The sequence below is a fragment of the Ekhidna sp. genome (genome assembly GCF_963691765.1).
GTDB lineage: Bacteria > Bacteroidota > Bacteroidia > Cytophagales > Cyclobacteriaceae > Ekhidna.
This window is the reverse complement of record NZ_OY829375.1, coordinates 3,994,882-4,020,960: the sequence shown is the minus strand read 5'-3', so window position 1 is coordinate 4,020,960 and position 26,079 is coordinate 3,994,882. Positions and strand designations below refer to the sequence as shown.

Annotated in this window: 24 protein-coding genes; 6 read left to right on the top strand and 18 right to left on the bottom strand. The window is 37.2% G+C overall.

Annotated features, from left to right (window positions below; genetic code table 11):
* Positions 1–81 precede the first annotated feature (81 nt).
* The gene (locus ACY650_RS18000; RefSeq protein ID WP_462249649.1) at positions 82–621 is read left to right on the top strand and encodes a DUF4334 domain-containing protein; all 540 of its coding nucleotides are present in this window, start codon (positions 82–84) and stop codon (positions 619–621) included.
* A 75-nt stretch (positions 622–696) separates the two neighbouring features.
* On the opposite strand, the gene ACY650_RS17995 is transcribed toward ACY650_RS18000, so the two are convergent.
* The 8 genes from ACY650_RS17995 to ACY650_RS17960 all read right to left on the bottom strand — a co-directional run bounded on the left by ACY650_RS17995 (position 697) and on the right by ACY650_RS17960 (position 7,681).
* The gene (locus ACY650_RS17995) at positions 697–3,324 is read right to left on the bottom strand and encodes an ABC transporter permease (RefSeq protein WP_462249647.1); all 2,628 of its coding nucleotides are present in this window, start codon (positions 3,322–3,324) and stop codon (positions 697–699) included.
* Entirely contained in the window at positions 3,312–3,641 is a 330-nt protein-coding gene (locus ACY650_RS17990; RefSeq protein WP_462249645.1) for a PadR family transcriptional regulator, read from the bottom strand. The genes ACY650_RS17995 and ACY650_RS17990 overlap by 13 nt, the downstream gene beginning before the upstream one ends.
* Before the next feature lie 111 nt (positions 3,642–3,752).
* Positions 3,753–4,517, bottom strand: a complete 765-nt coding sequence (locus tag ACY650_RS17985) for a DUF1295 domain-containing protein (protein ID WP_462249643.1) — start codon at positions 4,515–4,517, stop codon at positions 3,753–3,755.
* Positions 4,514–4,924 (bottom strand): DUF2177 family protein, encoded by a 411-nt coding sequence (locus ACY650_RS17980; protein WP_462249641.1) that lies wholly within the window; start codon positions 4,922–4,924, stop codon positions 4,514–4,516. Before ACY650_RS17980 ends, ACY650_RS17985 begins: the two co-directional genes overlap by 4 nt.
* 89 nt (positions 4,925–5,013) lie before the next feature.
* Entirely contained in the window at positions 5,014–5,910 is an 897-nt protein-coding gene (locus ACY650_RS17975; RefSeq protein ID WP_462249639.1) for a TolB family protein, read from the bottom strand.
* 62 nt (positions 5,911–5,972) lie between these two features.
* Positions 5,973–6,389 (bottom strand): DUF2141 domain-containing protein, encoded by a 417-nt coding sequence (locus ACY650_RS17970; protein WP_462249637.1) that lies wholly within the window; start codon positions 6,387–6,389, stop codon positions 5,973–5,975.
* A 31-nt stretch (positions 6,390–6,420) separates the two neighbouring features.
* Complete coding sequence (locus ACY650_RS17965) at positions 6,421–7,116, bottom strand: CPBP family intramembrane glutamic endopeptidase (protein WP_462249635.1); 696 nt, start codon at positions 7,114–7,116, stop codon at positions 6,421–6,423.
* Between the two features lies 1 nt (position 7,117).
* Positions 7,118–7,681, bottom strand: a complete 564-nt coding sequence (locus ACY650_RS17960; protein WP_462249633.1) for a PadR family transcriptional regulator — start codon at positions 7,679–7,681, stop codon at positions 7,118–7,120.
* Positions 7,682–7,811: 130 nt separating this feature from the next.
* Between ACY650_RS17960 and ACY650_RS17955 the strand changes: the two genes are divergently transcribed.
* The 3 genes from ACY650_RS17955 (at position 7,812) to ACY650_RS17945 (ending at position 9,768) form a co-directional block, all read left to right on the top strand.
* The gene (locus tag ACY650_RS17955; RefSeq protein WP_462249631.1) at positions 7,812–8,252 is read left to right on the top strand and encodes a hypothetical protein; all 441 of its coding nucleotides are present in this window, start codon (positions 7,812–7,814) and stop codon (positions 8,250–8,252) included.
* Positions 8,253–8,312: 60 nt separating this feature from the next.
* Positions 8,313–8,810: a transcription elongation factor GreB gene (greB, locus tag ACY650_RS17950; RefSeq protein WP_462249629.1), complete on the top strand. Its 498-nt coding sequence runs from the start codon at positions 8,313–8,315 to the stop codon at positions 8,808–8,810.
* Positions 8,811–8,892: 82 nt separating this feature from the next.
* A complete protein-coding gene (locus tag ACY650_RS17945; RefSeq protein ID WP_462249627.1) occupies positions 8,893–9,768 on the top strand; it encodes a DUF3750 domain-containing protein in 876 nt (291 codons plus the stop codon).
* 16 nt (positions 9,769–9,784) lie between these two features.
* Here ACY650_RS17945 and ACY650_RS17940 read toward each other — a convergent pair whose 3' ends face one another.
* Complete coding sequence (locus ACY650_RS17940) at positions 9,785–10,657, bottom strand: DUF5694 domain-containing protein (RefSeq protein WP_462249625.1); 873 nt, start codon at positions 10,655–10,657, stop codon at positions 9,785–9,787.
* A gap of 268 nt (positions 10,658–10,925) precedes the next feature.
* Here ACY650_RS17940 and ACY650_RS17935 point away from each other — a divergent pair, with 268 nt between their 5' ends.
* The gene (locus ACY650_RS17935; RefSeq protein WP_462249623.1) at positions 10,926–12,239 is read left to right on the top strand and encodes a hypothetical protein; all 1,314 of its coding nucleotides are present in this window, start codon (positions 10,926–10,928) and stop codon (positions 12,237–12,239) included.
* An 80-nt stretch (positions 12,240–12,319) separates the two neighbouring features.
* On the opposite strand, the gene ACY650_RS17930 is transcribed toward ACY650_RS17935, so the two are convergent.
* Together ACY650_RS17930 and ACY650_RS17925 are read right to left on the bottom strand one after the other, a co-directional pair.
* A complete protein-coding gene (locus tag ACY650_RS17930; protein WP_462249621.1) occupies positions 12,320–14,911 on the bottom strand; it encodes an ABC transporter permease in 2,592 nt (863 codons plus the stop codon).
* Positions 14,908–15,240, bottom strand: a complete 333-nt coding sequence (locus ACY650_RS17925; RefSeq protein WP_462249619.1) for a PadR family transcriptional regulator — start codon at positions 15,238–15,240, stop codon at positions 14,908–14,910. Before ACY650_RS17925 ends, ACY650_RS17930 begins: the two co-directional genes overlap by 4 nt.
* A gap of 181 nt (positions 15,241–15,421) precedes the next feature.
* On the opposite strand from ACY650_RS17925, the gene ACY650_RS17920 reads away from it, so the two are divergent.
* Positions 15,422–16,636, top strand: a complete 1,215-nt coding sequence (locus ACY650_RS17920; RefSeq protein WP_462249617.1) for an FG-GAP repeat domain-containing protein — start codon at positions 15,422–15,424, stop codon at positions 16,634–16,636.
* 15 nt (positions 16,637–16,651) lie between these two features.
* Here ACY650_RS17920 and ACY650_RS17915 read toward each other — a convergent pair whose 3' ends face one another.
* From ACY650_RS17915 to ACY650_RS17885, 7 genes are all read right to left on the bottom strand, one after another.
* Positions 16,652–18,313 (bottom strand): hypothetical protein, encoded by a 1,662-nt coding sequence (locus tag ACY650_RS17915; protein ID WP_462249615.1) that lies wholly within the window; start codon positions 18,311–18,313, stop codon positions 16,652–16,654.
* Between the two features lie 12 nt (positions 18,314–18,325).
* Positions 18,326–19,534, bottom strand: a complete 1,209-nt coding sequence (locus ACY650_RS17910; protein WP_462249613.1) for a hypothetical protein — start codon at positions 19,532–19,534, stop codon at positions 18,326–18,328.
* Positions 19,535–19,634: 100 nt separating this feature from the next.
* Positions 19,635–20,237, bottom strand: a complete 603-nt coding sequence (locus ACY650_RS17905) for an OsmC-related (seleno)protein (RefSeq protein WP_462249611.1) — start codon at positions 20,235–20,237, stop codon at positions 19,635–19,637.
* Positions 20,238–20,363: 126 nt separating this feature from the next.
* Positions 20,364–20,768, bottom strand: coding sequence for a hypothetical protein (locus ACY650_RS17900; protein WP_462249609.1), 405 nt, complete (start codon positions 20,766–20,768; stop codon positions 20,364–20,366).
* Positions 20,765–22,831: a trypsin-like serine peptidase gene (locus ACY650_RS17895; protein ID WP_462249607.1), complete on the bottom strand. Its 2,067-nt coding sequence runs from the start codon at positions 22,829–22,831 to the stop codon at positions 20,765–20,767. Before ACY650_RS17895 ends, ACY650_RS17900 begins: the two co-directional genes overlap by 4 nt.
* 2 nt (positions 22,832–22,833) lie before the next feature.
* On the bottom strand, positions 22,834–24,495 hold the full coding sequence (locus ACY650_RS17890; protein ID WP_462249605.1) for a TniB family NTP-binding protein: 1,662 nt from the start codon (positions 24,493–24,495) through the stop codon (positions 22,834–22,836).
* Positions 24,496–25,593 (bottom strand): M29 family metallopeptidase, encoded by a 1,098-nt coding sequence (locus ACY650_RS17885; protein ID WP_462249603.1) that lies wholly within the window; start codon positions 25,591–25,593, stop codon positions 24,496–24,498. It lies immediately after the preceding gene.
* Positions 25,594–26,079: the final 486 nt, after the last annotated feature.

Here is a 26,079-nt window from a genome sequence, read left to right as displayed (position 1 = left end):
TAGCTTTTCAAAAGGTATCTAGGTAAACATACCAAATATTCATTTGAACTTGACTCACATATCAGGTAGATTAGAACAAGGATGACAATACAGGATTTACTAAAAGAAAAGAAAGCGACGCCTGAAGAAGGCCTGGAAGTATTTGATCAACTCCCGCCAGTAACTTTAGATTTCATGCTGGGCCAATGGAAAGGTTATGAATTGAATACTGGTCATCCCATGGAGGGACTGCTGGATGCGTCAGGTTGGTATGGTAAACTGTTCGTGAACACAGAACAGGTTCACCCACTTTTGATGTACTCATTAAATAAGAAACGCGTTTTTCCTATTAACCCCAGCTACATCCCTTTGGGCATTCCTTTGCCAAAAAGTAAGATAGCCAAGGTTATCATAGCCCTTTTCAAACCCATTCTAAAAACGAAAAAAGCCAAAGCACGAATGCGTATGATCAAATATCGTGGCAAGGTAACTGGCACGATGGCATATGATTCGAAGGGAATATTCGATCACTTCGCGAAGATTGATGAAAACAGTATGCTGGGTGTGATGGACTTGAAAGGCGCTAGTCAGCCCTATTTCTTTGTGTTGACGCGCGATACTCAACCAAAGCTTGAGATATAGCTTCCAAAAGCCTCATCCATCTTACCAATATGGCCCAAATATTTAGCCTAATAGCCGGATTTCCTGGGGAAAATCCTACTCCGACCTCAAGCTCTTTGCAGGACTCATTCTGGCTGCACGTATGGACTGATAGCTTACCGTACATAAAGTGATAGTCAAGGCACTGATCGCTGCTACCACGAAAAACCAACCATTCATGTCTATGCGGTATTCATAGCTTTCCAGCCATCTGGATAGCCCATAATACGCGATTGGCGAGGCGATTACACAGGAAACCAAAACCAACAATACAAACTCAGTAGTAAGCATGTGCCAAAGGTTTAAAATCGTGGCGCCCAGCACTTTACGAATGCCTATCTCTTTCGTTCGTTGTTCTGCTACAAATGAAGCCAATCCGAATAAACCAAGACAGCTGATGAATATGGCCAATACAGAGAAAGTCCCTGCTAACTTGGCTACCCGTTCTTCTGCTGCAAACTTCTTTGCATGCGCTATATCCACAAAGAAGGGATTAAAAGGAACTTTGGGTGCTATTTTTCCTACCACTGTTTCAACTTGTTCCAGTGACTTACGAATGCTTTGATTAGGATTCAGTTTCATGGTGATATAGTTCGTATTGTTATCATAGTCCATGATGTAGATAGTGGGCGTCACAGCTTTAAATGGTGATTCCATTAACATGTTTCTCACCACTCCGATAATTTCATGATCACCTCTGCCCCACTTCATCGTCTGACCTACAGGATCTTCAATTCCCATGTATTCAACGGCCGCTTCATTCAGGATATAGGCAGTCGAATCTGTTGAAAATTCTCTCGAAAAGTTCCGACCTTCCAACATCTCCCATCCAACTGTATTTCCGTAATCATGTGTGATGAAAACGAGGGAAAAATTAGTACGGAAGTTTGGATCTTTTTCTTTCCAGCTAAAGCCACCGGCAGTATTTTGTACTTCAGTCATTGAACTCGAAGACTCTGTCATGTCTACTATAGCACCACTACTTAAGAGTTCATTTCTTAGCACATTATACTTTCCTTCAAAATCTGAAGTACTCAATTCCATCGAAATCATTCCGCTTTTATCATAACCCAGCGGGCGGTCTTTCGAATATTGAATTTGTTTGAGTACAACGATGGTACCTATTATTAACAGCACAGAAACAGAGAACTGAAAGATCACCAGCATTCGTCTAAATACAACTGCAGCTATTCCTGCCTTAAATGTTCCTTTCAGTGCTTTTATTGGCTTGAGAGATGAAAGATACAATGCCGGATAGCTACCCGCTAAGAATCCAGTAAGTAGAATTACACCTATTGAAACGAGCCAAAAATCAAGTTCAACCAGTGGCAGCTCGATCGGATAATCCACGATGTTGTTAACATAAGGCATGACGGCACCTACCATTGCAATAGCTAAAATGAATGCAAGGAGTACCACTACGAAAGATTCACACAAAAACTGTTGCACCAGCTGTCCTTTCAGGGTGCCTATTGCCTTTCGTATACCTACCTCCTTAGCTCGCTTTTCAGAACGAGCAGTGCTTAAATTCATGAAATTGACGCATGCTAGAATCAGCACAAACGCTCCAATGATGCCGAACAACCAAACGTATTGAATAAGTCCTCCTACTTGAATGCCATTTTCCCAGTTTGAACGCAAATACCAATCAGACATGGGATGGAGTAATATTTCTGGCTTGAAGGTCTTTTCATAGTCATTCAGGTGATCATATTTTACATTTTTGATTTTTTCACTGACAATCGTCATGTCGGCTAAATCTTCCACCTGCACATATAAGAGGTAGGAATTTTCATCCCATGCTTGTCGTTCCTTTGCGCTTCTAACCCATTCATATGATGATACATACAATTCCCAAGGAGCAATAAACTGAATGTCTCCAAAAGTGGAATTTGCAGGTATCTCTGAAAAGACACCACTCACCTTCACACTTAGTTCATTGTCTACTTCTATAAGTTGCCCCATCGGATCGGAATCACCAAACAGTGCCTTAGCTGTAGATTCTGATAACAAAATGGAATGTGGATCTTCCAAGCCATCACGAGAGCCTTTGATCATCTCTAATGAAAGAAAATGAGGAGCCTGAACATCCATGAAGTTTCCTTTTTGCAATATTCTTGTCTTCCCACGAGATAGAATGTGGTCGTAGGTCCAGTCTGACATTACCACATACTTGAAATCACTATCATATTTGGTAGCTAACTCCTCACCAAGCGGAAACGGAATAGACACTTGAGTTCTAGTATCCCCATTGTAGGTCTTATGCTGCAAAACCTGGGCGATTTGTGTATAATTTTCAATGGATTTATTGTAGGATAATTCCGCTTTTATCCACAGTCCGATAAACATTGTGATCGCCATACCTACTGTCAACCCACTTATGTTAATCACTGAATACCCCTTGTTTCTCAGGAGGTTACGATATCCTAGTTTAAAGTAGCTCTTGAACATGTCTATTTGATTTGAGTTTTGATCTGTATTTAGTCTAGAGTTGTACATGCGCATGAATAGAATAACATTCAACACATATTTTAAATCGGCTTTGAACTTTCCTTTGTCGAGCCATCGATCGTAGAGCTCCATAAGGTCGCCACGAATTTCATTGGAGTATTCCTCCTTGCAGTACCAGTTGAGCAGACGATTGATCCACCTAGGTGGCTGCTTTCTCTTGTTTACTTCTCCCATACCAGCTTAGGGATGTCCGTCCATAATTGATTTCGGAGTTCGCGTGCTTCGGTTACCATCTGCTTACCTGCTGAAGTCATTTCGAAAATACGCTTAGCTCTTCCTCCTCTGATTTCATTGGCACCTCCCATATACGATTTCAATAGTCCTTTTTTCTCTAATCGTACTAAGGTGGAATGAATGGAGCTAATGGTCACATTTCGTCCTGTTCGCTTTACTATTTCATCTTTAACAGAGACTCCATAGGCGTCTTCATGCAATACCCCTACCATTAGTAGGCACAGCTCTTCAAATTCACCAATCGTTACTCGTTTCATATCTTTCTATTTTGCCGATGTTGTAAGGTAACGAAAGTGAATCAAATATGTTTCTATTTTGCCGATGTTAGTAAATCAACAAATTAAACCTGTGTATTGAAAGAAGCTGAACTAAAGGAAAGGAATCTTAGGAAATAAGGCTGGCACTTTCTTTTTATAGGCCTTATAGACCTCGTTATTAGTATACCTCCTTTCTAACATAGGAACACCAGAAACATAGCGTATTAGCAGTGTAATGGTAATCGGACCAATAACAAATATCCAGCTATCTGCCATTGGCCAAACAATCATATAAACACCCCACCACATGACTACTTCTCCGAAATAGTTGGGATGCCTCGAATAAGCCCACAAGCCAGTATCTAGTACTTGCTCTCTGCTTTTCCGCTGTGCTATGAAAGATGCTAATTGCCGGTCTCCAACTACTTGCCAGTAAAACCCTATCAACCATATGATTATCCCAATCACAGTAAAGGTTGACCAATTTGACGTTGTAAATGAGGCTGCATGTAATACAGGCGATATAATCATGAATAGGAAGAAGGATTGAAGTACGTACACCTGCAAGAAAGAACGTAAATAGAATGTATTGCCCCACTCCTTTCTCCATTGTAGGTATCGAAAATCTTCAGACTTGTTTCGATTTCGTTTAAACAAATAGAAACTTAAGCGTAGCCCCCAGAACATCGTAAGGATGTAACAAATACCAACAACAGGATGAATTGGCTTGGTAAGCGCATGATATGTACATAAAAGAACGTAACCCAATCCCCAACCTAAGTCTGCCACATCATTTCGTTTCAGGTATATGGAGATCGTAAACCATATTACGATGTGGATTCCTAGTAAAATTGAGCTTTCATAGAAAACATTCATTTATTGAGCCATTGAGTGATATAATATCCACTGGCACTGACAGTTCCGGTAAGAACCATACCCCAAAGAATATCCACAACTACTACTTTAATAGGCCAATTGTTTAACGTTGCTAGGTTCGTCAAATCGTAAGTTGCGTACGTGAAAAAACCAAAAAGAGCACCATAAACAATCGCATGCATCAGCGACTGTTTTTCGTGCGCGGGCAGAATTACAAAAAGAAAGATTCCTATTATAAAAAGCAGGTAAAAAACAATAGCAGCGGTCCAGTTAACCTGGTCTGCCAGAAAATCAGCTAAGTGCTTTCCATAAAAGTTTTTGGCAATTACTCCTAGCCAAAGTAGATCTACGGCAAAGAAAACGACTGTAGTAAGCAAGTAGCTTATGATCAATTTAGAGAACGGCATAGCGCAAGGATTTATAAATAAACCCTAAAGTGGTGTAATGGTTTGAAGCTTAATTAAATTGGTTAAATAGTTCAAAGAATGAACAGCTATTAATCTAACTCTATTCCTATTTTTTCCAGCTTTATGAAGTAAATATCTGCTGGTTTATTAGCTGGATTACCAAAACCAGCTCGTGTAAAATAGAGGTAATCTCCGGATACCTTAGCACTATATTCATACCATTCTGTGTTGACCGTATTTCCAATATTTACAGATTTTTTCCATGTACCGTTTCTGCTAGGATATGAAATGTAAATATCTCCACCACCATACCCATCTTGTCTATCTGTTGGTGTATAAATTAAAAATCTTTCATCAGGGTCAACATATGGATGTGAATCAGGTCCATCTCCATTTATAGATTGATCCATCTTTATTGGTTCTGAATAAGTTTCTCCGTTTTTACTACTAAAATAAATATCTGTTTCAGTAGACCCCCAACGCACAAAATAAAGATTGCCGGATTTAGCTAGTGTTGGATGAACCTCATTCTCTTCAAGAAGGTTAATATCTTCACCCAACCAAACAGGTTCACTCCAACCATTTTTAGTTCGTTCTGAATACCATATATCTGAGCTCTTTGGTAAATCGTCCGTACTTAGACCTAATGGCCTATTGGAAGAAAAGTAAATACGATTACCGTCTGGCGAAAATTGCGGGCTTCTATCTTGAAACGGATTTTTGGAAAATGGTGCTAAAACTGGATTTGACCATTTACCATTCTCTTTTTGAGATATATAAATCCTAAATCCTTTGTGATCGAGATTCTTGCCTCGCCGGTTGAAAGCTAGCTGATTTCCATCAGGAGAAAATGTTATGTACTCCTCCCATGTTTCCGCTAATGATATAACACCCGGTTCAAAAACTTGAGCAACATCAGTTGAGTTCTGTCCCTTTGTTAAAGTGGCTATTGAAAGTAAAGTGAATGCAAGTAAGTAAATTCTCATGATTTTGATTTTAAGACATACTATCAATCATACTATCACAGATAATAGTGCGTATGGTTCATTTAGTTATCATCAATTCTAATCGACAAAGACATTGCATTACCATCATAATAGAACTTTACTCGCTCGTATTTTGGAGGTCCAAATTGTTCTTTAAGATTGTTTGAAACACCATAAGGTTCTTTTGGCATACCAATGAAATTTTTATCGAACTTGCCATTACCATTTAAGTCATGAAAGACTGTAACGACATAATAGCCAGGCTTCAGGCCATTTCGCTTATAGCTCATTTCTCCTCTATTCGTTGAAACAGAGCTTCTGATAAATGCTTCTTTTGAATCAAAACTATTTTCGGAATTGTAAATACTCACAACAAGATCATTTTCAGTTGATTCAACATTCAAGAATGAAATATCTAATTGGGAGAAACGTGAAAATGAAAAACATAAAGCGAAAATAAAACCGAAACAAATCTTCATCTTTGGATAGTATTAAAATTAAAATATATAACTACCTGATTATCAATACAATAGAGTTATACAGCAAATGACTAAAAGTCACTGCAATTAAATTTCCTTTCCTATACATAGCTATCAAAAAGTACAGTATCCCAAAAGGGATAATTAATGTGGAAGTAAGAATACCCATTCCCCAATGCAGTGCTCCAAACAAGATGCTTGAAGCTATAATTGTTATGATAGAGCCATATTTGCTTTTTAATACCCTATATGCGTACCCCCGATAAATCATTTCTTCTATTAGAGGCAGGGTTGCCGCAACAGCCAAAAATGTCCAATCAATTTGATTCCTAATTTCAAACTGAAGATTAAAATCCGGATCAACCCCTCTAAAAATAGCTTGAATTGGCTGGATAATGAGATCATTATAAAAAAAGAGAATAGCGGCAGCTCCTAAACCTATGAAGATATCTATTGGAAGTTTTTTAGGATCAACATACCAACCGATGTCTTTGAGTGTAAGATTATCTTTTTTTAGAAAATATCTAAGAATAAAAAATAGGGATACATGATTAACTGCAGTAATCAATGGCATATAAGATTGGAAATAACTTGGAATAGCTGAGCCATCACCGGATGAATAGATGAAAAAAATCACGCCGAAGATTACACTTACAAACATTAGCATGAAAGGGGGCATAATTAGCATAGCCCAAGCTCTTTTATACATGGCAGTTTCTTTATTCATTTTATGGTAGTTTATTTATTTGCTTTTGTATCATTAATTCCATTTCATCACACCACTTTATTCTAGCTTCTCTCACCAAAATCCCTAGCCTACTCCCGGACAGCCAGTATGCTTTAAAAGGGGTCGAATCCGGCACCTCATTCTCCATTCTAGTGATAGATTTTTTTAATCTATCCAATTGCATCTCTTGTTGTTCTCGATGTGTATGAATATGCTTAAGAGATATTTCCAAAGGAATTAATGGGCCAACAAAGAGCTTTAATGAAAGTTCGTCTCTAGGCACTTGAGTAGAAACCGGTTCACACAGCCACTCACCAAGTACTTTGTTACCTTTATTGGTGATCTTATAGACAGTTTTGTATGGTTTTTTGCCATCAATAACCTCCCTACCTGATACTAAACCTTCTTCTATAAGGAGTTTTAGGTTTGAATATATCTGCCCATAACTCTCACTCCAAAAATTAGATATAACATCTTTTGTGAATTGCTTCATATCATAGCCTGACATTGGTTTGATACTAAGCATGACAAGTATCGAGTAACGTGTTTTACTTTTTCGACTCATAATTTTTGATATTGAAGCAAATATAATATATCTATTAGATATATAACTATCAACTATAATACAATATAAACATTAAAAAAACCATAAGGTAACTTTACCCCTTTATCAAAAAAAATTAACCTTGAATCCAATGATTCAATCTAAGCCAAAAACCAGCATATTGATATCAATTGGGCTATTTCTGATTGGTATTCTAATCACAGATTCTTGGTTGTTTTATACACTACTTCAAAATCCAGATTCTTACTTGTGGCTGAAACTGATATTCACACCAATCTTATTAGTGATAGCTATAGCTGTAGCCAGAAAAGGATATACATCCGCACTTAGACTGACGATTGGAAACAATAAGCTCACATACCAGTATTTTCTTGGAGGGAAGAAATCATTTAACATTTCTGATGTAGCTAACTGGCATGAAGAAGTGGTCAAACAAAAAAATGCGGATTATAAGCGCTTGACTATTGTGCTTTCGAATGGCAAAGTGCTTCATATTAGCAATCAAGAAAATAGTAACTACCAGCAAGTTCTTAATTACATAAAGAAAAAGGTTAAGACTTCTAAGAAATAGTAGTTTGATTATGTACGGCATTATACTTTTCAATTACTTCCAGAATCATAATTTTGCTCCGTGGAGAAAAAAAAGCTCATACGATCACAGCTAGTCACGCCAGAAGGTATGGAACGCTTAAAGGAAGAACTCGATCACCTTTGGCGAGTAGAACGTCCAGACATTACTAATAAAGTTGCTTGGGCTGCCAGCCTAGGCGATCGATCTGAAAACGCCGACTACCACTACAATAAAAAGCGGCTGCGTGAAATCGACAAACGCCTGTTATATCTACGAAGATGTATTGACAACTTCAAGGTCATCGACTACCATCCCCACATGGAGGATAAAGTATCATTTGGAGCTTGGGTAGAGATTGAGAATAAAGAAAAAAAGCTCAAAAAGCGTTTTCGAATCGTGGGCTATGAAGAACTGATAGGCAATAAAGATTACATATCTATGGACTCTCCAATGGCTAAGGCATTGCTCGACAAGAAAGTCGGTGATGAAGCAATCGTTGAGACTAAAGTTGCAAAGTTCGTATGGCACATCCTCAAGATTGAATACACGAAAAGCTAGCAGATAAGCAACTAGATCAGATATTCGACCGTTTTAGAGCTCTAGCACACTTGAAAAGACTATGCCTTACCCAAGGTAAAAGATGGATAGAAATCTCACCAATCGCGAAAAGGACGAATACAGAAAGAAGTTTGGAAAGACCTCTCCCAAGAATTCTAAATCATACCTTTTCCGACTTGCATTTATCGTATTCTTATTCATGCCATCACTGATAAATCATGGAGCAAAATCCTTAGGCATGTCAATGGCATCCGATGATGTTGTTGCTCATCCCGAAAATTATGACGAAGCAATATTGCGGGTCTATGCAGCGAGAACCTGGGGACCTAAAGGAATGTTTGCTGTTCACTCATGGATTGCTATGAAAAGGCAAGGGAGCGATGTATTTGAAGTCAATCAAGTCATAGGATGGAAACAAGATAGAAACGGAAATGTACTTTTCCGTGAAACGCATGTTCCAATTGATTCTTGGTGGGGCAATCAAGCAACATTGCTATTGGATCTTCGGGGACAAGATGTTGAGGAAATCATAGATAAAGTTGATGAAGCGATTGAAGTATATCCTTACAGCAACGAATACACCCTTTTTCCAGGTCCCAATAGCAACACTTTTGTGTCATGGGTAGGTTTGAAAGTTCCTGAAATGGGTCTTGACCTTCCTTCTACAGCTATTGGCAAAGATTGGCGCCCATTGGATCAATCATTGGGGATGTCTGCTAGTGGTAGTGGTATCCAAGCATCACTCCACGGATTACTCGGCACAAGTATTGGGTTCGAAGAAGGTTTAGAAGTCAATATTTTGGGTCTCAATTTCGAATTAGACCTATTCGATCTGGCAATTGAAATGCCACTTTTCGGGAGGTATAAAGTCTGGTACTTACTATCCTACCTTATTATTTGGCTAATTCTTAAAAAGTGGATCAATAAAACCAAATCGAAGTATTTGGAGCTAGATTAAAGCGGTTGAATATCAATTAGAAATAATCAAAAGAAGACACCACCTCAAATTCGGGAGTATTATTCATAAGCTGCTCAAGAACCCATTTATGATTATCACCAACGAAAACGATTATGCGATCTTCTGGTGTCATGAATTTCATAATATGGGTCATCATGCGAATGTTTCGTTGATACCACCTACCTAACCAATCGGGTCCCATCCAACTATCATTAATTCCCATTCGCATCTCGATCATGTGCATTCGATAGGTATTGTATTTTTCCATTTGTAGTGAGTTTCTCATCTTAAGATTTTGATATAGCGGCAATGAATTGAGGGTATTTTGATTTTGAGTAAATACCTTATTGATTTTATCAAAGTGTACTTTATTGAATGCAGAATCATATTCGTCTGCATAAGCAAGCATTTTTTCAAACGTAAAGCCCTTTAGTGATCCTATGTAATCAGGTTTATTATCAAACAGGTAAATACTATCGTGATTCATGTATTGTGCCATGCGAAAACCCAATTGAAAAATTTCATTCCTCATGGTATCGAGGCTTAGTTTGCCATCAAGTAGTTTGCGATATCCCCTATTGTAACGCTCTGAGAATGAAGGGGCTTTTTCAACCACTACTTTCGTAGGATTAAAGACCGCTAGGCTTTTAGTGATTTTCTCAAGTTCTTTTTGATTCTCTTCTGATAACTCATCATATTTCTGCTCTTGATCAAAATGGAAAGTACCTACAATTAGCACCTTGGTTTTAGGGATGCCTGTAAGTTCAGCCAATTCTATTGTCTCGTCGACAACTTCTTGCGAGCTGGATTGATGGTGAAATGAGAAAAGAAAAATCGCCAGCATTATGAAATTGAGCTTTAAATAATTGGGTCTTTTGGTGCTAATCATTCTGATTACTTTAAGTATTTAGGTATTAATTGATTGACTAATTAGTCAATTGATGACAGTTAATATGTTGCATTAGCATTCGAATGTATTTGAGATTTTTATTGAGAATCAGCTTTTTATTCAAAAACGCCTTGTGATTATATCAACATGGGATAACTCATGACGGTCTTCCTATTAAACATTAATTAATTCATTAAGAATTGTTAATTAAAGCCTGTTGGAAAGGATTGAGGATATTTCGATTTCAATAATCAACTATTTTTAGCCCATGAATGAAATAAGAGGTAACAATGCTGACTGGCCTAATTATCAGCTAATTCTATTTAGATTTTTCACCATCTACTTTGTGCTTTCCACTGCCATATGGTCTTGGCTGGGCTCCATCCCTGGTTTTGAATTCATAAATGCATATAGCACGTGGTTTTCAAAAGGTTATACGTACTTATTTAACGATTTCATCTATACAGTTAAAGATGAATTAGTGCCAACTAGAGGAAGTGGCGATACATCTATGGGCTGGGCTACCATCTATGCTCAGTTTTTCTATGCATTGGTTGGAACGGTCATTTGGTCAATACTAGACCGTAAGCGCAAATCATACTTCTGGTTAAGCCTATCCATTAGAAATGTTGTACGCTACTACATTATCATCTTCGCATTCATTTATGGGATTATCAAAGTCTTTGGCTTACAAATGCCATCGCCCTCTCCTAGCTACTACGCCACCGACCTAGGAAATTTCAGTGCTATGAGATTCTCATGGAATTTCGTAGGCTATTCAAAGGCTTATCAGTTTTTTAGCGGCTTTGCAGAGGTTCTTGTTGGTGTATTGTTACTCTATCGAAGGACTGTCGGCCTTGGAGCACTACTTGGCATTGGTGTCTTCTCGTATGTATTTCTACTCAATATGACGTTCGACATTCCTGTTAAGATCTTCTCCTTTCAGTTACTGCTTGCATGCGTATTTATCAGTATTACCAACCTTAAGCGAATCTTAAACTTCTTTGTTTTAAACAGACAAGCAGAGCCTGATACCTCATGGGATGTACCAATGATCAAAAAATGGTTTAAGCCCACTAGATTGGTATTGAAACTGATCTTTATAGGGTGTTTCGCGATCTATCCTTTCTACAACTATTACACGTTTTATGAAGCTAGAAGCAATACAACTACTCCAGCTCCTTTTGAAAGTGGATACTACTCAGTCACCAATTTTATTCTGAATGGAGATACGATTCCTGCTGATATTGATTCAAAAATTCACTGGAAGGACCTCGCTATAGACAATGGTGGCAGAGGTAGCATTGGATTACTGGATTCTGCATTTCGAATTAGCTATGGTAGGTCCTACTTCTTCAATTACTCATTAGACAGTGCCACTGACGCATTGACCATCAAGCGATTTAGAAATGATTCTATTCCACTCTTTGTTGGATCCTACGCCTCTCTCGAAGACAGGGGATTACAGTTGAATGGAATTTATAAGAATCAAGACACACTACAAGTGGATTTATTTTGGGACAAGCGTGACTATAAACTTGAAGGAAAAGAGTTTAACTGGCTACAAGAAAGTGTCCCTTAAGAAAGACCAAGACATTTCTTCACAAGAGAGCCCAAGTAATACTTATTACTTGGGCTCTCTTTTATGTTTTAATAACTGATCTATTCATCTTTTAAGAATTGAACAGGGTTCAATTTAGCTGCTTTAACAGCTTGATAACCAACCGTTAATAACGCAATAGCTAATGTTATAAAACCTGCTGCTGCGAAAAACCAAATTTCTAATTGAATGCGAAAAGCAAAACTTTGTAGCCAACTATCAGCAATTAAATAGCTTATTGGTAGTCCGATCAGTACAGCAATAAACACCATCTTGGTTAGATCAAACACCAACCTCTGCGATAAGCTAAACTCCGAAGAGCCTAATACTTTTCTAATTCCAATTTCCTTACTTCTGCGTTCCAGACTAAATGAAGATAATCCAAATAGACCTAAGCACGAGATGATCACCGCTATCGTAGCGAAGTAGCTCGAAAGTGCTGAAACTCGATTTTCAGCCTCATATAGCTCTTGGTAATCATCATCTAAGAATCGGTATGTAAGATCAAAACCTGGATTCATCTGTTGATGCAGATCTTCAAGAGCAAGTATTGTTTCTTTCTCAGCACCTGCAGTCAATTTGGCCATAATATACCAGGTGTCGTCATCTTCCAAATAGAAAAATGCCGGCTTCACTTCTTCGTGAAACGAATTAAAGTGAAAATCTTTAGCCACACCTACTATCTCCACTTCCTGGTTAAACATCGTCACCTTTGTTCCTATGGGGTCTTCCAGTCCCATGTATGTAATAGCAGCTTCATTGAAAATGATTTTGCCCCAATCAGTCATAAAGTCTTCGGTGAATGACCTTCCCTCTACTATTTCTATATCCATCATCTCTATAAAGCCTTGCTTACAAAACATGCGTTCAAACTCTGTACGATCGTTTGGATCTTTTCCAGGCCAGAAAATCCCATACGTACCACCATTGTGACCCGTCATATCATGATTCGAACCAGAGGCGGCAACAACATTGGGGATTTTTGATACTTCACTCAAAAAGGTTGAATACTTTAGACTATCCGCTAACCCTCCGGTTACGTTCATAATTAATACGTTGCCCTTATCATAGCCTAAGTTCTCGTTTTGTGTGTACTGAATTTGCTCGAATACCACAATTACGGAAACGATAAGAACTATAGATAGTGTAAACTGTAATGTCACCAACCCCTTTCTTGCCCACGCTTCTCCTGTCGAAGTATTGAGCGCTCCTTTAAGAACTGCTACAGGCTTGAACTTAGACAAATAGAAGGCTGGATAGCTGCCAGCAAGTAAGCCTGCCACAAATAGGATAATGAAAATTCCCGTTATCAACTCTGTACTAAATGCAAGTGCCAATGTCTTGTCCGTGATGAAATTAAATTGAGGGAGTAACAACCAAACGATCAAAAGTGCAATAACCATAGAAATAGCCATCAACAAAATAGACTCACTTAAGAATTGAATGATCAATGATCTACGTCTTGCACCTACTGTTTTCTTTACTCCTATTTCTTTCAGTCGTCTTGAAGCCCTCGCAGTAGAAAGATTCATGAAGTTTATACATGCTATCAATAATATGAACAATGCGATGGCACTAAAAAGCTGGACGTATTCAATTCTACCTCCTGCAATCACTCCGTTTTCGTACTTGCTATTGAGATACCTCTCACCAAATGATGCCACGAAAGGAGATCTATGACTCGCGTTCCCTTCAGTTTTTTCGCGCACATAGTCATTCACTTTTTCATTGAATGCATCAATATCTGCCCCTTCTTTAAATAAGATGTAGGTACTGAATGCTGTATTGTACCAATTTTGAGACCATTCGTTATTATTCCAGAAATTTGAAAAAGGAATAATAAACTCGAATTGAATGGTAGATTTTTTCGGAATGTCTTTAAAAACACCTGTTACTTTGAGCGACTCTTCACCTTGATATTCAATTGTTTTACCAATTGGGTTTTCATCACCAAACAAACTCTTCGCTACCTTTTCTGATAAAACAATACTGGATGGATCCGTTAGCAACTGATTGGGATTACCACTGGTAATTTCCCAACTAAACAGTTTAAAAAATCCTTCGTGAGCATACATCCCAAATGTCGCCACGCTTTTTTCCCCTAAAAACAGTGAGGCGCTTTCGTCCCAGGTAGTAGAAACTGCTAATTCTATTTCAGGAAAGTCTTCCATCAATCCGGGTGATGTAGGTCCTGCTGTAGTGGTTCTTGTGATCATACCTCCGCCCTGATCCACATTCTCCAAAAGCTGGTAGAGATTATCGCCATTGGCATGAAATTGATCGATGGATAGCTCATCCTGCACCCATAGAAATATTAATAGAACGCATGCGAGGCCCGTAGACAGACCAAGTAAATTGATTAAAAATGAGGCTCGGTATTTATTAAAATTCCGAAATGATACTTTAAAGCTGTGTAAGAGTAAGTCCATAATTCTGAGTTTTTGAGATTCGTTAATTGAGCGGATCATACCAGGACGAAACAATAGCAGTACGTCACGGGTAAACATCCAATTGGCTTTTCTAATACCCAAATCCTTAACCCTTCTATCGTAATACTGCAGCAAATCTCCTTCAACGTCAGGTAGATATTCTCGCTTGCAGAACCACTTTAAGAAGTACCAAGGAAGTTTTGGTGGGTTTGTCTGATTCATCATCGCAGATCGATTACTACTTTAGGTAATGCATCCCACAGCTGATTGCGGTTTTCACGAATGTTGACCAAAACATTCTTGCCTGTAGCTGTAAGTGAAAAGAAAAGTTTAGGTCGGCCACGACGAGAATCTTCTGTTTCTCCTTGGTCGCTGCTTAATAGTCCTTTTTTCTCCAATCGCCTCAAGGTCACTTGGAGTGCCCCTATACTTACTTTTCTATTTACCCGATTTTCAATTTCATCTTTGATCGTCACACCGTAAGCATTCCCATGAAGGATGCCTACCGTATACATTACGATCTCTTCGAATTCTCCGATTTTGTAGTCAGACATATCTATTAATACTATTTAGTAGTATAAATATACACCTTAAATACTACAAAATAGTAATAAGGTTACGCATTGGCTTAAAATATAATTTACAGGGCACAACATGTTACCCTAATTTCCACTTGTATAAAATGGCTATGCGCTAAATACTGAGGTTAATATTTTAGCCTAAATCATAAAAGCAATGAAAAGAGTCCTATTGATCTGCTTAGCGCTAGGAATTATAAATATCAGCTGCAGCCAGCAAAAGAATGATGAGAAAGCTGAAAATACTCCCCTATACAAAGATGTGACGCGTACGCACTTACCATTTGAAGACCTTCAACTTTTGTCTATGGACGCTGGCATTGCTGATTTAGATCAAGATGGAGATATGGATATTTTGATCGCAAATGAGCACAGACCGAACATCTTGCTCATCAACGATGGAAAAGGGAAATTCACAAATGAAAGTACCTCTAGAATACCTCAAATAGCACATGACAGTGAGGATATTGGAATTGCAGACTTCGATCTAGACGGCGACCCAGACATCATTGTTGTGAGCGAAGATGATAAAACGAATGAGCTTTATTTGAACAACGGTGATGGTACTTTCATAGATGCCGGAGAAAGAATTCCTGTTGATGGAACGTCTAATTCTGTAGTAATTATTGATGTCAATAATGATAAAGCCATGGATATTATTATTGGAAATAATGGTCAAAATAACCTCTTGATAAATGATGGAAAAGGCCAGTTTAAGGATGAGACAAATGATCGATTAGGGATTTTCAAAGATGTGACTCAAGACATTACCCCAGCCGATGTAGATAATGATGGAGATTTTGATCTGTTAATTGGTAATGAAGATGCCAATCGAATCCTAATAAATGATGGCAATGGCTATTTCGAAGATCAATCATCAAGTAGAATACCATACCGAGAAGAACCTGAAGAAACTAGAGAAGTAGTATTAGCAGACATTGACAATGATGGTGACTTGGACATCTTGTTTGGCAATGTTCAAGCTTTTGTAGAAAATGCTCTGAGACAAAATAGATTGCTTCTCAATGATGGGAAAGGATTTTTCTCTGATATCACAAATACTAATATACCAGCAGACAACAATCGCTGTTTTGGACTTGCTTTCTTAGATATTGACAATGATGGTGACGCAGACATCATGACTGGAAATACTAACGGAGCTAGATTTGAAGGTGATACTCAGTTTAGCCTTTACCTTAACAATGGCGAAGGTAACTTTACGGAAGACACTGGCAATATTCTTCCCGAAAGTGTTTCGGGAAGAGGTTTTGATATCGATTTTATAGATCTAAACGGTGACGGGATCAAAGATCTCTTCTTAAGTAACCGCGGATCTCAAGATCTTCTTTTATTCGGAAAAGGAAATCCATAAAATCACCCTCAGTATTTAATCCACCACCTCTACATCAAAGGCTCCATTCAGAATCTTCTGATTGCGTTTCATTTGGACATAAATGCGATATTGACCAGCTTCAGGAAAAGAGTATGGAAACTTAACAACTGCATGATCCGGATGCGATGGGTCATCAGTAGAATGATCCATTCCAATGCCTAGTAGACTGTCTCTTTCATTGTACGGAAGACTGTTTAAATCTGCGATCACTTGATCAATACTGTCTCGAAAAACACTTTGCTTCTGTAGCGCATTCCAATCTACTCTACCCTCTTTGGATTCCATTCTTTTCTCCATCACTTCCTGTGAAGCCATGGAATATGAACCTACCGGGTGTAAATGGATATACACACTTCCATCCTCCTTGAAAACCACTGCATGACCCATCATACCTAAGTAAGGTTCTAATTCTGAAGGTTCACCATTCTCATCTTCAAAGGCAAACGTTAGCTGATACAATTGCTCACTTTTAAACTCTCTAGATTCTGGTAGTTCTAATGTTACATAAGAACTATCAGGTAGAATGGTTTTCTGACCCGGACTTCCACATATAACAATATCACCCCCAGGCATTATCGGCTGGTCCGCTGCTTTTACAATTGGATCCGTGATGTAATAAGTGTCATCTCTATCTATCAGTAATGAATCATTCCAAGATGCGACAACTTGTTCATTTGCCTCAGGTATGGAAATGGTATCTGCAATGGTTTCAGAAAATCCACTCAAACGTGAAACATCTGTGAATACATAGTAATCACCTGCCGGCAATGGTGGGATTACAGTCTTGAACATTGCTGAATCTGTCCTAAGAGGATGAAGATGCGCAAAAACATCTAATGAACCCATCTTAAGCAGGAACATGTGCATTATTTTTCCATGGTCAGGTATGAGGTAGTTAATACTTCTTGTAAGATAAAGTTGCTCTAACCGCGTAGAGTCAATACTGAAGTTTAGCGTTTGCTTTTGGTTGTCATTTGTAACCCAAGATGTAGCTGTGAATGGCTTGTACATATACCTTTCATAGCTACTAGACCAGCTATTCCACCAGTTATTACCACCCCAAACTGCGAGCACCAAAATAACAAGACCAATAGCAGCCCCAACCCATCGTTTTGTTCGTACCTTCTTTGTAGCAGGATCTCCAGGCTTCACCAGCGAATCGCTGGTACTCAAACTAATTATTGTAACCATGAGGATTACAAGGAATATTCCTAAGCCTGCCAAAGTCCATCCCAAAGAAGATTCCATTTCTTTTTGAGCAGTCGATACAGCCATCACCGGAAGTAAAATGCTACCCTCTCCTAGCTCACCAACAACTGTAACTTCTATGCTTGCACTACCAGGACTCATGAGCCAGATCTCTCCTTTATAATGACCCGATTCACCATCCACTGGAACGGCGATATCTGCTTTTGGAGTACCTGAAGCTCCTGCAAACCAATAGATAGGCTTTAACTGAACTTCAGAAACTGTTGGATCGGTTAGATATACTTCAACCGAAGCTGTACCAGGAATTACATCTGGAGAATTTACAACAACCGTAACTGCATAAGGACCCGCTTTACCTTCGAGTGTCACTCCAGGGCTACCGATATGACTCTTACTATAGGAACTTGCTAAAAGTAAGACAATGAATGTGCATATTATTCTTTTCATATTCTATCGGTATTATCTCATGATATTTTTCATCCACTTACCCCATCTCATAGAAAGTCGGGAACTTAAATAGCCAATGATGAAGGCAATCAAAAGACCTTTAACTAACACAAAACCAGTATCCTCCATCCAGTTGGCATAAGCGAAGCGATATTGCCAATCGGGACTGGAACCGAAGTACCAGCTTTCCGTACCAAAGAACCAATTTCTTGCGGCACCTGACATTAAGAAGTCTCCAAAAGGATATTGAAAAACAAATAAAATCACCAGGAATGCTGCTGCATAGAATACCGATACCAACCACGGGTTTTTATCCTTAGATCTTTGAGTAATAATATCAATACAAACTGCTGGAAAAATCAACAGTAAGGGAAACTCGAAGGCTTGAAAATTGGTAATTGGATTCATAACCGGGCCGAGAAGTGGTTCAGCTGGAAACAATGGTAGTATCCAAACCATCGCAGCCATAAATACTGTATAAACTGTAGCTGCGAGTGTAGCACCCCATTTGCTTGGAGCAGAAATAGAAACTGCTACCAAGAGTAATGGAAACAGTAAGCTAGATACTTGATAAAAGAACGCGCCATGCATATCATGTCGACCCAAAAATTCAGATGCGATTGTGAACAACATACACAATACAAATCCAGATGAAAGAGCGAAAAATACTCTCAAACGTTTCTCAATTGCAGGATTGATTTGATTCTGCAAATTCATCCGATTTTTCACAGAAAGTACCGTGATCATCGCCCCAAATTGGATCGTCACCATACCCAGCAACAATACCGTATGCGGAGGAGAAAGAATGGTCACATCCAACCCATATGTATTGTGCCACCAGTCATCAAAGGGTGCTGAAGTAAGCATGGCAAACGCACCCCAGATGCAAAAAAGTGCCCCAAGTGACCCTTTAAATATTCCCCAAAATGATAGACTTTCTTGCTTCTGCTGATCGGAACCTGCAAAAGAGACTTTTAGCACACGAACTCCGGAAAAAATTCCAGCTAAAACACCACCAAAGTATATAGCAAGATGAGGTGCCGATAATAATCCATCGCGTCCAATACTTGTATGCCAACTAATGTCCCATACTAATCCGATCATTATACTAAATGATGCGAGAACAGTAGCATAGAGATAAGTAGGTAATTCAACTGCTTTTACAGCATTCGCAGATTGCCCACTGACAATGTCAGTGTCTGTCATGGTTAGGGTATCCATAGGATGATAGTTAGATTTCTATACTTAAATGTAGAAAAACACCATCAATAAAACACCACTAGACATTCACATCACTTCAGTGGAAGCAATCAGAGATATACTATGCGTTTTCTGAAGACCGGCTGATGGCCTCTTGCCCATTATAAACAAGTCTCGTAGACCACGGGATCGGATTTCTCAATGCAAAATGAGCCATACAACCATTCTCAGCTTCATTTAAGAGGTCTTTGATTTTTTCCTCTGGCTCAGGACTTTCAATGATAACGTGAGTTTCGACCATATCACATCCGCCATTTGTCATGTAACCATGCTCACGCATGTGACCCAAATTCGTTCTGAATACAATGCGCTGCTCCAGCTTTAAGCTGTCAACCTGAATTTTTCTAGCGGTAAGAATATCAGTCAAATGAGTCATGAGACAAAAGCCAATACCTGCAGAAAAGAAAGCCAATGGTGGTGGAGCAGTGTCGTCTCCTACTGGCGGTTGCTCATCACAATAAAGCTTTACTGGACTGAAACCTGGTATGTTGACGGAAACCACACCTGTTTTGCTTTGTTTGTTACCAGCCTCTGCACTTAGGTTTACTTCAAATCGATAAGGTTCTGGATGTTTTGCTTTAGCAAATTTGGTTGATTCATATTGGGTCTTAGCCGGCTGTTCAGTACTAAGCTCACCGACATGATAAAATTTCTCTTCTGACATGTTGTTCATTTAAATGTATGGGGCAAATATCTATGGTTCTATTGAATAAAAAGTGACTTTATCATAAGTAATCATTTATAGATGCAATGAATGAAATAAATATTAAGCCATGAAAATGGAGCGATTTTAATTATTTTCAGGTGGATTGATAAATCCAGAGATTATGGTAAATCCAAGCAACACCAGTGACCCTGTTGCAGGATGGAAAGAAAATGGTTGTCCAATAGCTATTACCCAAATAAGAAAGGCAACTGAAGAAAATACGGCTTGAAAGTAGGCTGGCTTTTTATTTTCCATCCTTGTTTGGCGTAAGGTCCAAAAAAAAGTTGCTATTAAACCTAAGCTAAATGAAATCCATAAAGCATTTTCCTGCGGATATTCTTCAGGCGTAGTAGAAAGGATTATACCCTTTGCTGTCAGCCAGGCGGCAACAATATCAGCAGGAATATATTTAATCACTTTATCAAAATGCTTATCAGTATCCCCAGCTTGAGTCGAATGATAGCTTTGTGTTATTATTCTTCTATTCATAATTTTTGACTATTTATTGAATCTTGTATTGCATTAATCAAAACCCCTTGTCTTACTGAACCAAAAGATTTATTTCTTTGAGCATGATGAACAGCAACTATCTTCCAGTCGTCATCAAAACAAGGTGCTCCACTAGAACCAGACCTAGCACTCGTCACATATTGAAGTTTATTGTCTTCTCTTAAGACCGAAGTTACTCCTTGGGTTGAATAATTGAGTTTCATTGTTTCCCCTCCGGGATGATGTAAAAGGTGCAAGCCTGATTTTATCTCTGGAGGATTGTAATTAAGTTGTGGAAGTTCAATGTCAACAGAATTAAAAGCATTAGACTCCAAATTTATCAGCACGTAATCTAGTTTTTCTGTAGGGCTAAATGCAACAAGTGAATTTGCTTTAAATACGCACTGATTTTCACTACCAAATTCGTACAAGCCAAATCTAAAATTCACACTTGCTATTTTAGATTCCAATTCATCGATAGAATCAACATTGAATAAGTGAAAATTAGTTAAGACGCTATTTATATTTAGATATAAAAAACCTGTACCTAATGCAGATCCATCTTGTTCTTCAACCTTACAGACTGATCTACTATATTTTACCGCCTGTTCTAAAAAACCGAGTTCAAGTTCTTCGGGTTGCGGTTTCAATATAGAATGCAATTCCTCTTCTTTTAAATCTGTCTTAAAAGAAGGACCAAACTCAGTTGAACCATTTGCATTAGATTTTTCAATTGATGGGATAAAATACGTATTGTCGTGAATGCCTCCCTTCTTGCATTGCTCATAGTACGAAATCCAAGCTATTAGTTTATTTCTTTTTTCAAAGCCTAAATCATCCAAAAGTGAAGTAGCAATTGATCCTAATACAGTATAATTCGAATTTTCCGGATTGGAGCCTTTGCTTAATGCCCAGTCTAACAGTTCTTTTGAATCAATCTCTATATCATTAATGATACTCTGTTTTCTTTCAGCTTCCCACATCTTTGGAAAACCTGATCTCTGAATTATTTTTATTAAATAATTTGATGAATTTGGAGTGTTAATAGCTGTCTCAATGAGTAATTCATTAAGAAACTTTATATCAATAGAACTATTTTCCTCATCATTTGAATGAATACTATTAACTACTATTTCTGTATCTTCTGTTTCATAATCTTTAGCCCATTCACTATTTACTAATTCTGGAATACCACGATCATTATGAAATATGATTCCTAGATTATAGCATCCTTCAATTACAGAGGTTACATTAAGATATTTTCGCGCTAGATAATTATCTATTTCCCTTCTATTCTCCTGATAGTATTCGATTTTATTGACTACTTGCAGGTGTATAAAGTCTTCAATTGACCCTCTATTTTGACTTGATTGCAAAGACTTTAAAAAAGAGGTTGCTAGCCCTAGGTGTCTACCGTAATATTTATTAATTAGTTGAACCAGCTTATCAGTATTCAAGTTGAGCTTTGCGTTCTTAACATAGTCTTTTGTCAATTCTTCTATCTCAGTTGTTCTTGGAATAAAGAATGGAAAATCATTTATGTAGTCAAAAGTTGTAAAAACCCCCTTTGCATTTAGTTTTTTTAAATAAAAACTCAAATCATAATTAGAAAAGAATAATACCGACAGCTTTATTGGTTCATGCGGATTGGCACTAACAATCTTTTTTATTGTTAAGTCTAAAAATTGCAAAATTTCAAACTTAATCCTTGTTGATAGCATTGTATCAGCGCGAATTTCAAGTATGACTCTATTATCTGCTTGACTAATAGTATTTGCAAAAAAATCTACATATGAGTTTGGATCATTTCCATCAACTATTAATTCATTTTCACCTGAAACTTCTGAAATGATTTTAAGCCTATCAGGACCATCATTTAGAATAAGGTCACGTAAATTAAACGTTATCAATCTAAATCGTTCTTTATCTAGTTTCTCCCTGCAGACATCCATGAATTCGATTGTTCCGAATTCTCTAGGCAAATAGAAAATATAAGATTTATCACTATCTTGAATATCTCTGATCAAGAAATTAAAGGACTTAATGGCTAATATTTCAACCATTCTCAGGTTATTATAATTTCTTCAATAAGTTTCTTAGGAGATATCGATAAGAGTTCCTTTCTGTATATCTCAATCAATCTTTCCAACGAATCATGTTTGGATTTATAATGATAAATAAGTGGAGTAGTTAGTGATAACTTACTATGATTATTAGGATTAGATCTGAAGTGTCCCCTTAATTCTAATCTTTGAACAAGAACTTTAATCTGTTCAATTTGGAATTGAAATCCCATTTGGTTTAAATGCTCCAATAAATCATAGACATCAAAATATGGATATATTAAGGCTTCATTCGGGTGCTTTTTTGAGATTAACTCTGTGACTATCTCTAAATAAAGAAATTTTTCGATTGGTATCTCTTTATTGTCTTGATCAAGAGATTCAAATAACTCCCACATTATCGATTTTAATGCATTTTCAACCCACGGATCATCAGTGTTTTGAAAATTTTCCAGCAACATTTCTAAATTTTGATCATCCCGTCTTGTAATAATATTATCGAATAAATATTCACCTAAATAGCTCAATATTAATGGGTGATATCCGTATGTTGACTTTACTTTTTCAAGAACCGCCTCCTTATTTTCAATATTTATCCATTGTTTGAGTGGACTTAATATAAGATCCTTTATATCATTTTCATTGAAGGGTGTGACTCTTAAAACTTTTCCAAAATTAAAAAGTGGTCCATTTGGATCTGAGTGCTGCCTAATCAAAATTTCCTGAAATGCAGTAAAAACGAATCTAATTCTTCTTGATTGGGCATAATCTCGCAATACACCTAGCACATTCCAATCATTGCGATCTGCATTTATCAAAACATTTCCTAATTCATCTATAATTATAATTGGAACCTTATCTCTTTTTACTTTTCTAAAGTTATCAAGCGCTAATCTTAAGTATTTAACACCGTATTCATGAGCTAATTTCTTATTTCTTATAATATTTCTAGCATCTAATTTTTCAACAATAGCATCGGTTAAATTTTGAGTAGATGGCTCACCTTGTATTTCAATTTGATAAACTTCATGCCCTTGTTGTTCCATTTCGTCACTAAAGGCATTTAAGAGAGATGTCTTTCCTAACTTTCTCCCCCCAGCTAAAATTATACTAGCATCTGATGCCATTAATTGCTTTAAATGTTTGGACCTACCAAAAAATTTCCATGGTATTGTTACTGGATTTGAAGCATTATATGGTTTAAATATCTTATAGTCTAATGGCTTATCGATTGCCGCACGAATCGAATCAGAAATTAGGGAATTCCTAAAGTTGTTAGTGTACTCAGATTGAGAAATCAGCGGATATGGTACTTCATATACATAATTTTCCTTCTTGCCTTGTATCCAAGCAGTAAGGTCAATAACGGTTTTATTTATAAATATTAAAGGGTATTTCTTCTTCTCTAAAAGGGTACTAACAACTAATTTGATTTCATATTCCTGCTGGCTAAGATCCTCATATTCTTTAGTTACTATATAGAAATACCAATTTGGAACTATTCCTTTATAAATTGATGAAGTATCTACTGTATAATATGTAGCAAGGTCCTTGTAAGTCAGTTCCTTCATTTCTTTAATATCAGGATGCAAGAATTCTCTAATATCTACATCTCGTATTTTATCCGACGATAAGCACCTTCTTATAATTTCATTCAATTTCATTCAGTGTGGGATCAAAATTTTATAATTGATGAGCTTCATTAAAAATTGGTTCAATTCCATTGAATTAAGCCCCTTAAGATTGTGCTTAAAAAAGGAATATGGATGCTGGCGTAAGTCAGAAATAGCTGAATCCAGGCTCTCTAGGGCATCAGCTTCTTTATTACTAAGCACCTTGATAATACTCTTTCTTTTACTTCTTACAATCATCAGATTTGAGTAGTCAGTTTTATCAATTCTATCCTTAGCTAAGGAAAAGGACTTAGATTTCAAGGTTTCCTCTACTGGAGATGATTTATCAAATTCCTTCCGCAGTGACTTAATTTTTTGGAAATTGATTTTTCCCTTGCACATAATTTGATGACCATCACACAGTAGACTTGGTTTAACAGTGACTAGATCATTATGCTGACTAGCCTCATTTGTGAAACCAAAAAATGAATTGTCACCAAGAGCAATATGGATTGTTTCGCGTTTCTTCTCATCATAAAGCATTGAGCCTGTTAGATTTTTTATCTTTGGATTGAGACCAATACCTAATTCTGCAAATTTCTTAAGATCATAATCTTCGCCCTTAGCTAGCCTTTTAATTCGTCTAAAGTAACTTTTCAGTGTCTTACTATTGGAAGTCACTGTGCCAAGAATGCCACTAACAATTTCTAATACAGCATATTCATTACGTTCCAACTTATAACCTGGTATGCTACCATTGATACAATATTCACCATTAACATATTTTGCCTTAGGACAAATAAATGTTTCAGCTGGAATACCATTCCCCCAGCTTCCGGATCGAATTAGTCCAGAGCTCACAATAGGATCATATTCCCAAGGAGTCTTTGCTGAAATTGATAGTTCAAATGTAGATTTACCAAAATACGATTCAATTTTCGTATCAACAGATTGCGACAAAATCCATGCAATATCTTCTGCTTCACTATCTAACGATTTAAGTATTGATCCAGAACGCTCTATTACCCTTAAAATATCAGAATTAACACCAGGTATATGAGCCATTTTTGTGCCCTTTCTAAACTGGACATTCAAAATTCTTATTCTAAAATCATTAGTGTCCGCTCCCCCATCAATGAAATTAATCACCACGTCAGAGTCAATAATGCTATTACGAATGACTTGTGATAAAGTGGGTTTATGAGAAAACTGAGTCTGATTGAAATAGGGAACCTTTAAATACAGAGCTGATAACTTATGCTTTTTTATAACAGATTAGAAATCAGCTAAGAATGGATTAAAGGTATCATCATGAATTATTAAAATGTCGTCATCCTTATTGACACCAAGATGACTATCCAATAAATATTTAAACGATTTTCTGAAATTCATTTATACGAGTAGGTGATTCGTAAGAGGTTTATTCAGTTATAAGTTAATCCTAAATTCATATTATAACCTTAATTAACGGCTTGATTAAAAATATTAGAATAGAATATTTAATTTTTTCAAGATTATATATTACCTATGATGTAATAAAGCCAATAAAATATTTGTTTATTTCAATATAAAAACTCAACAAATAAGTCAATAAGCAAAAAAGCCAGACAATATTGCCTGGCTTTTAACCATTAT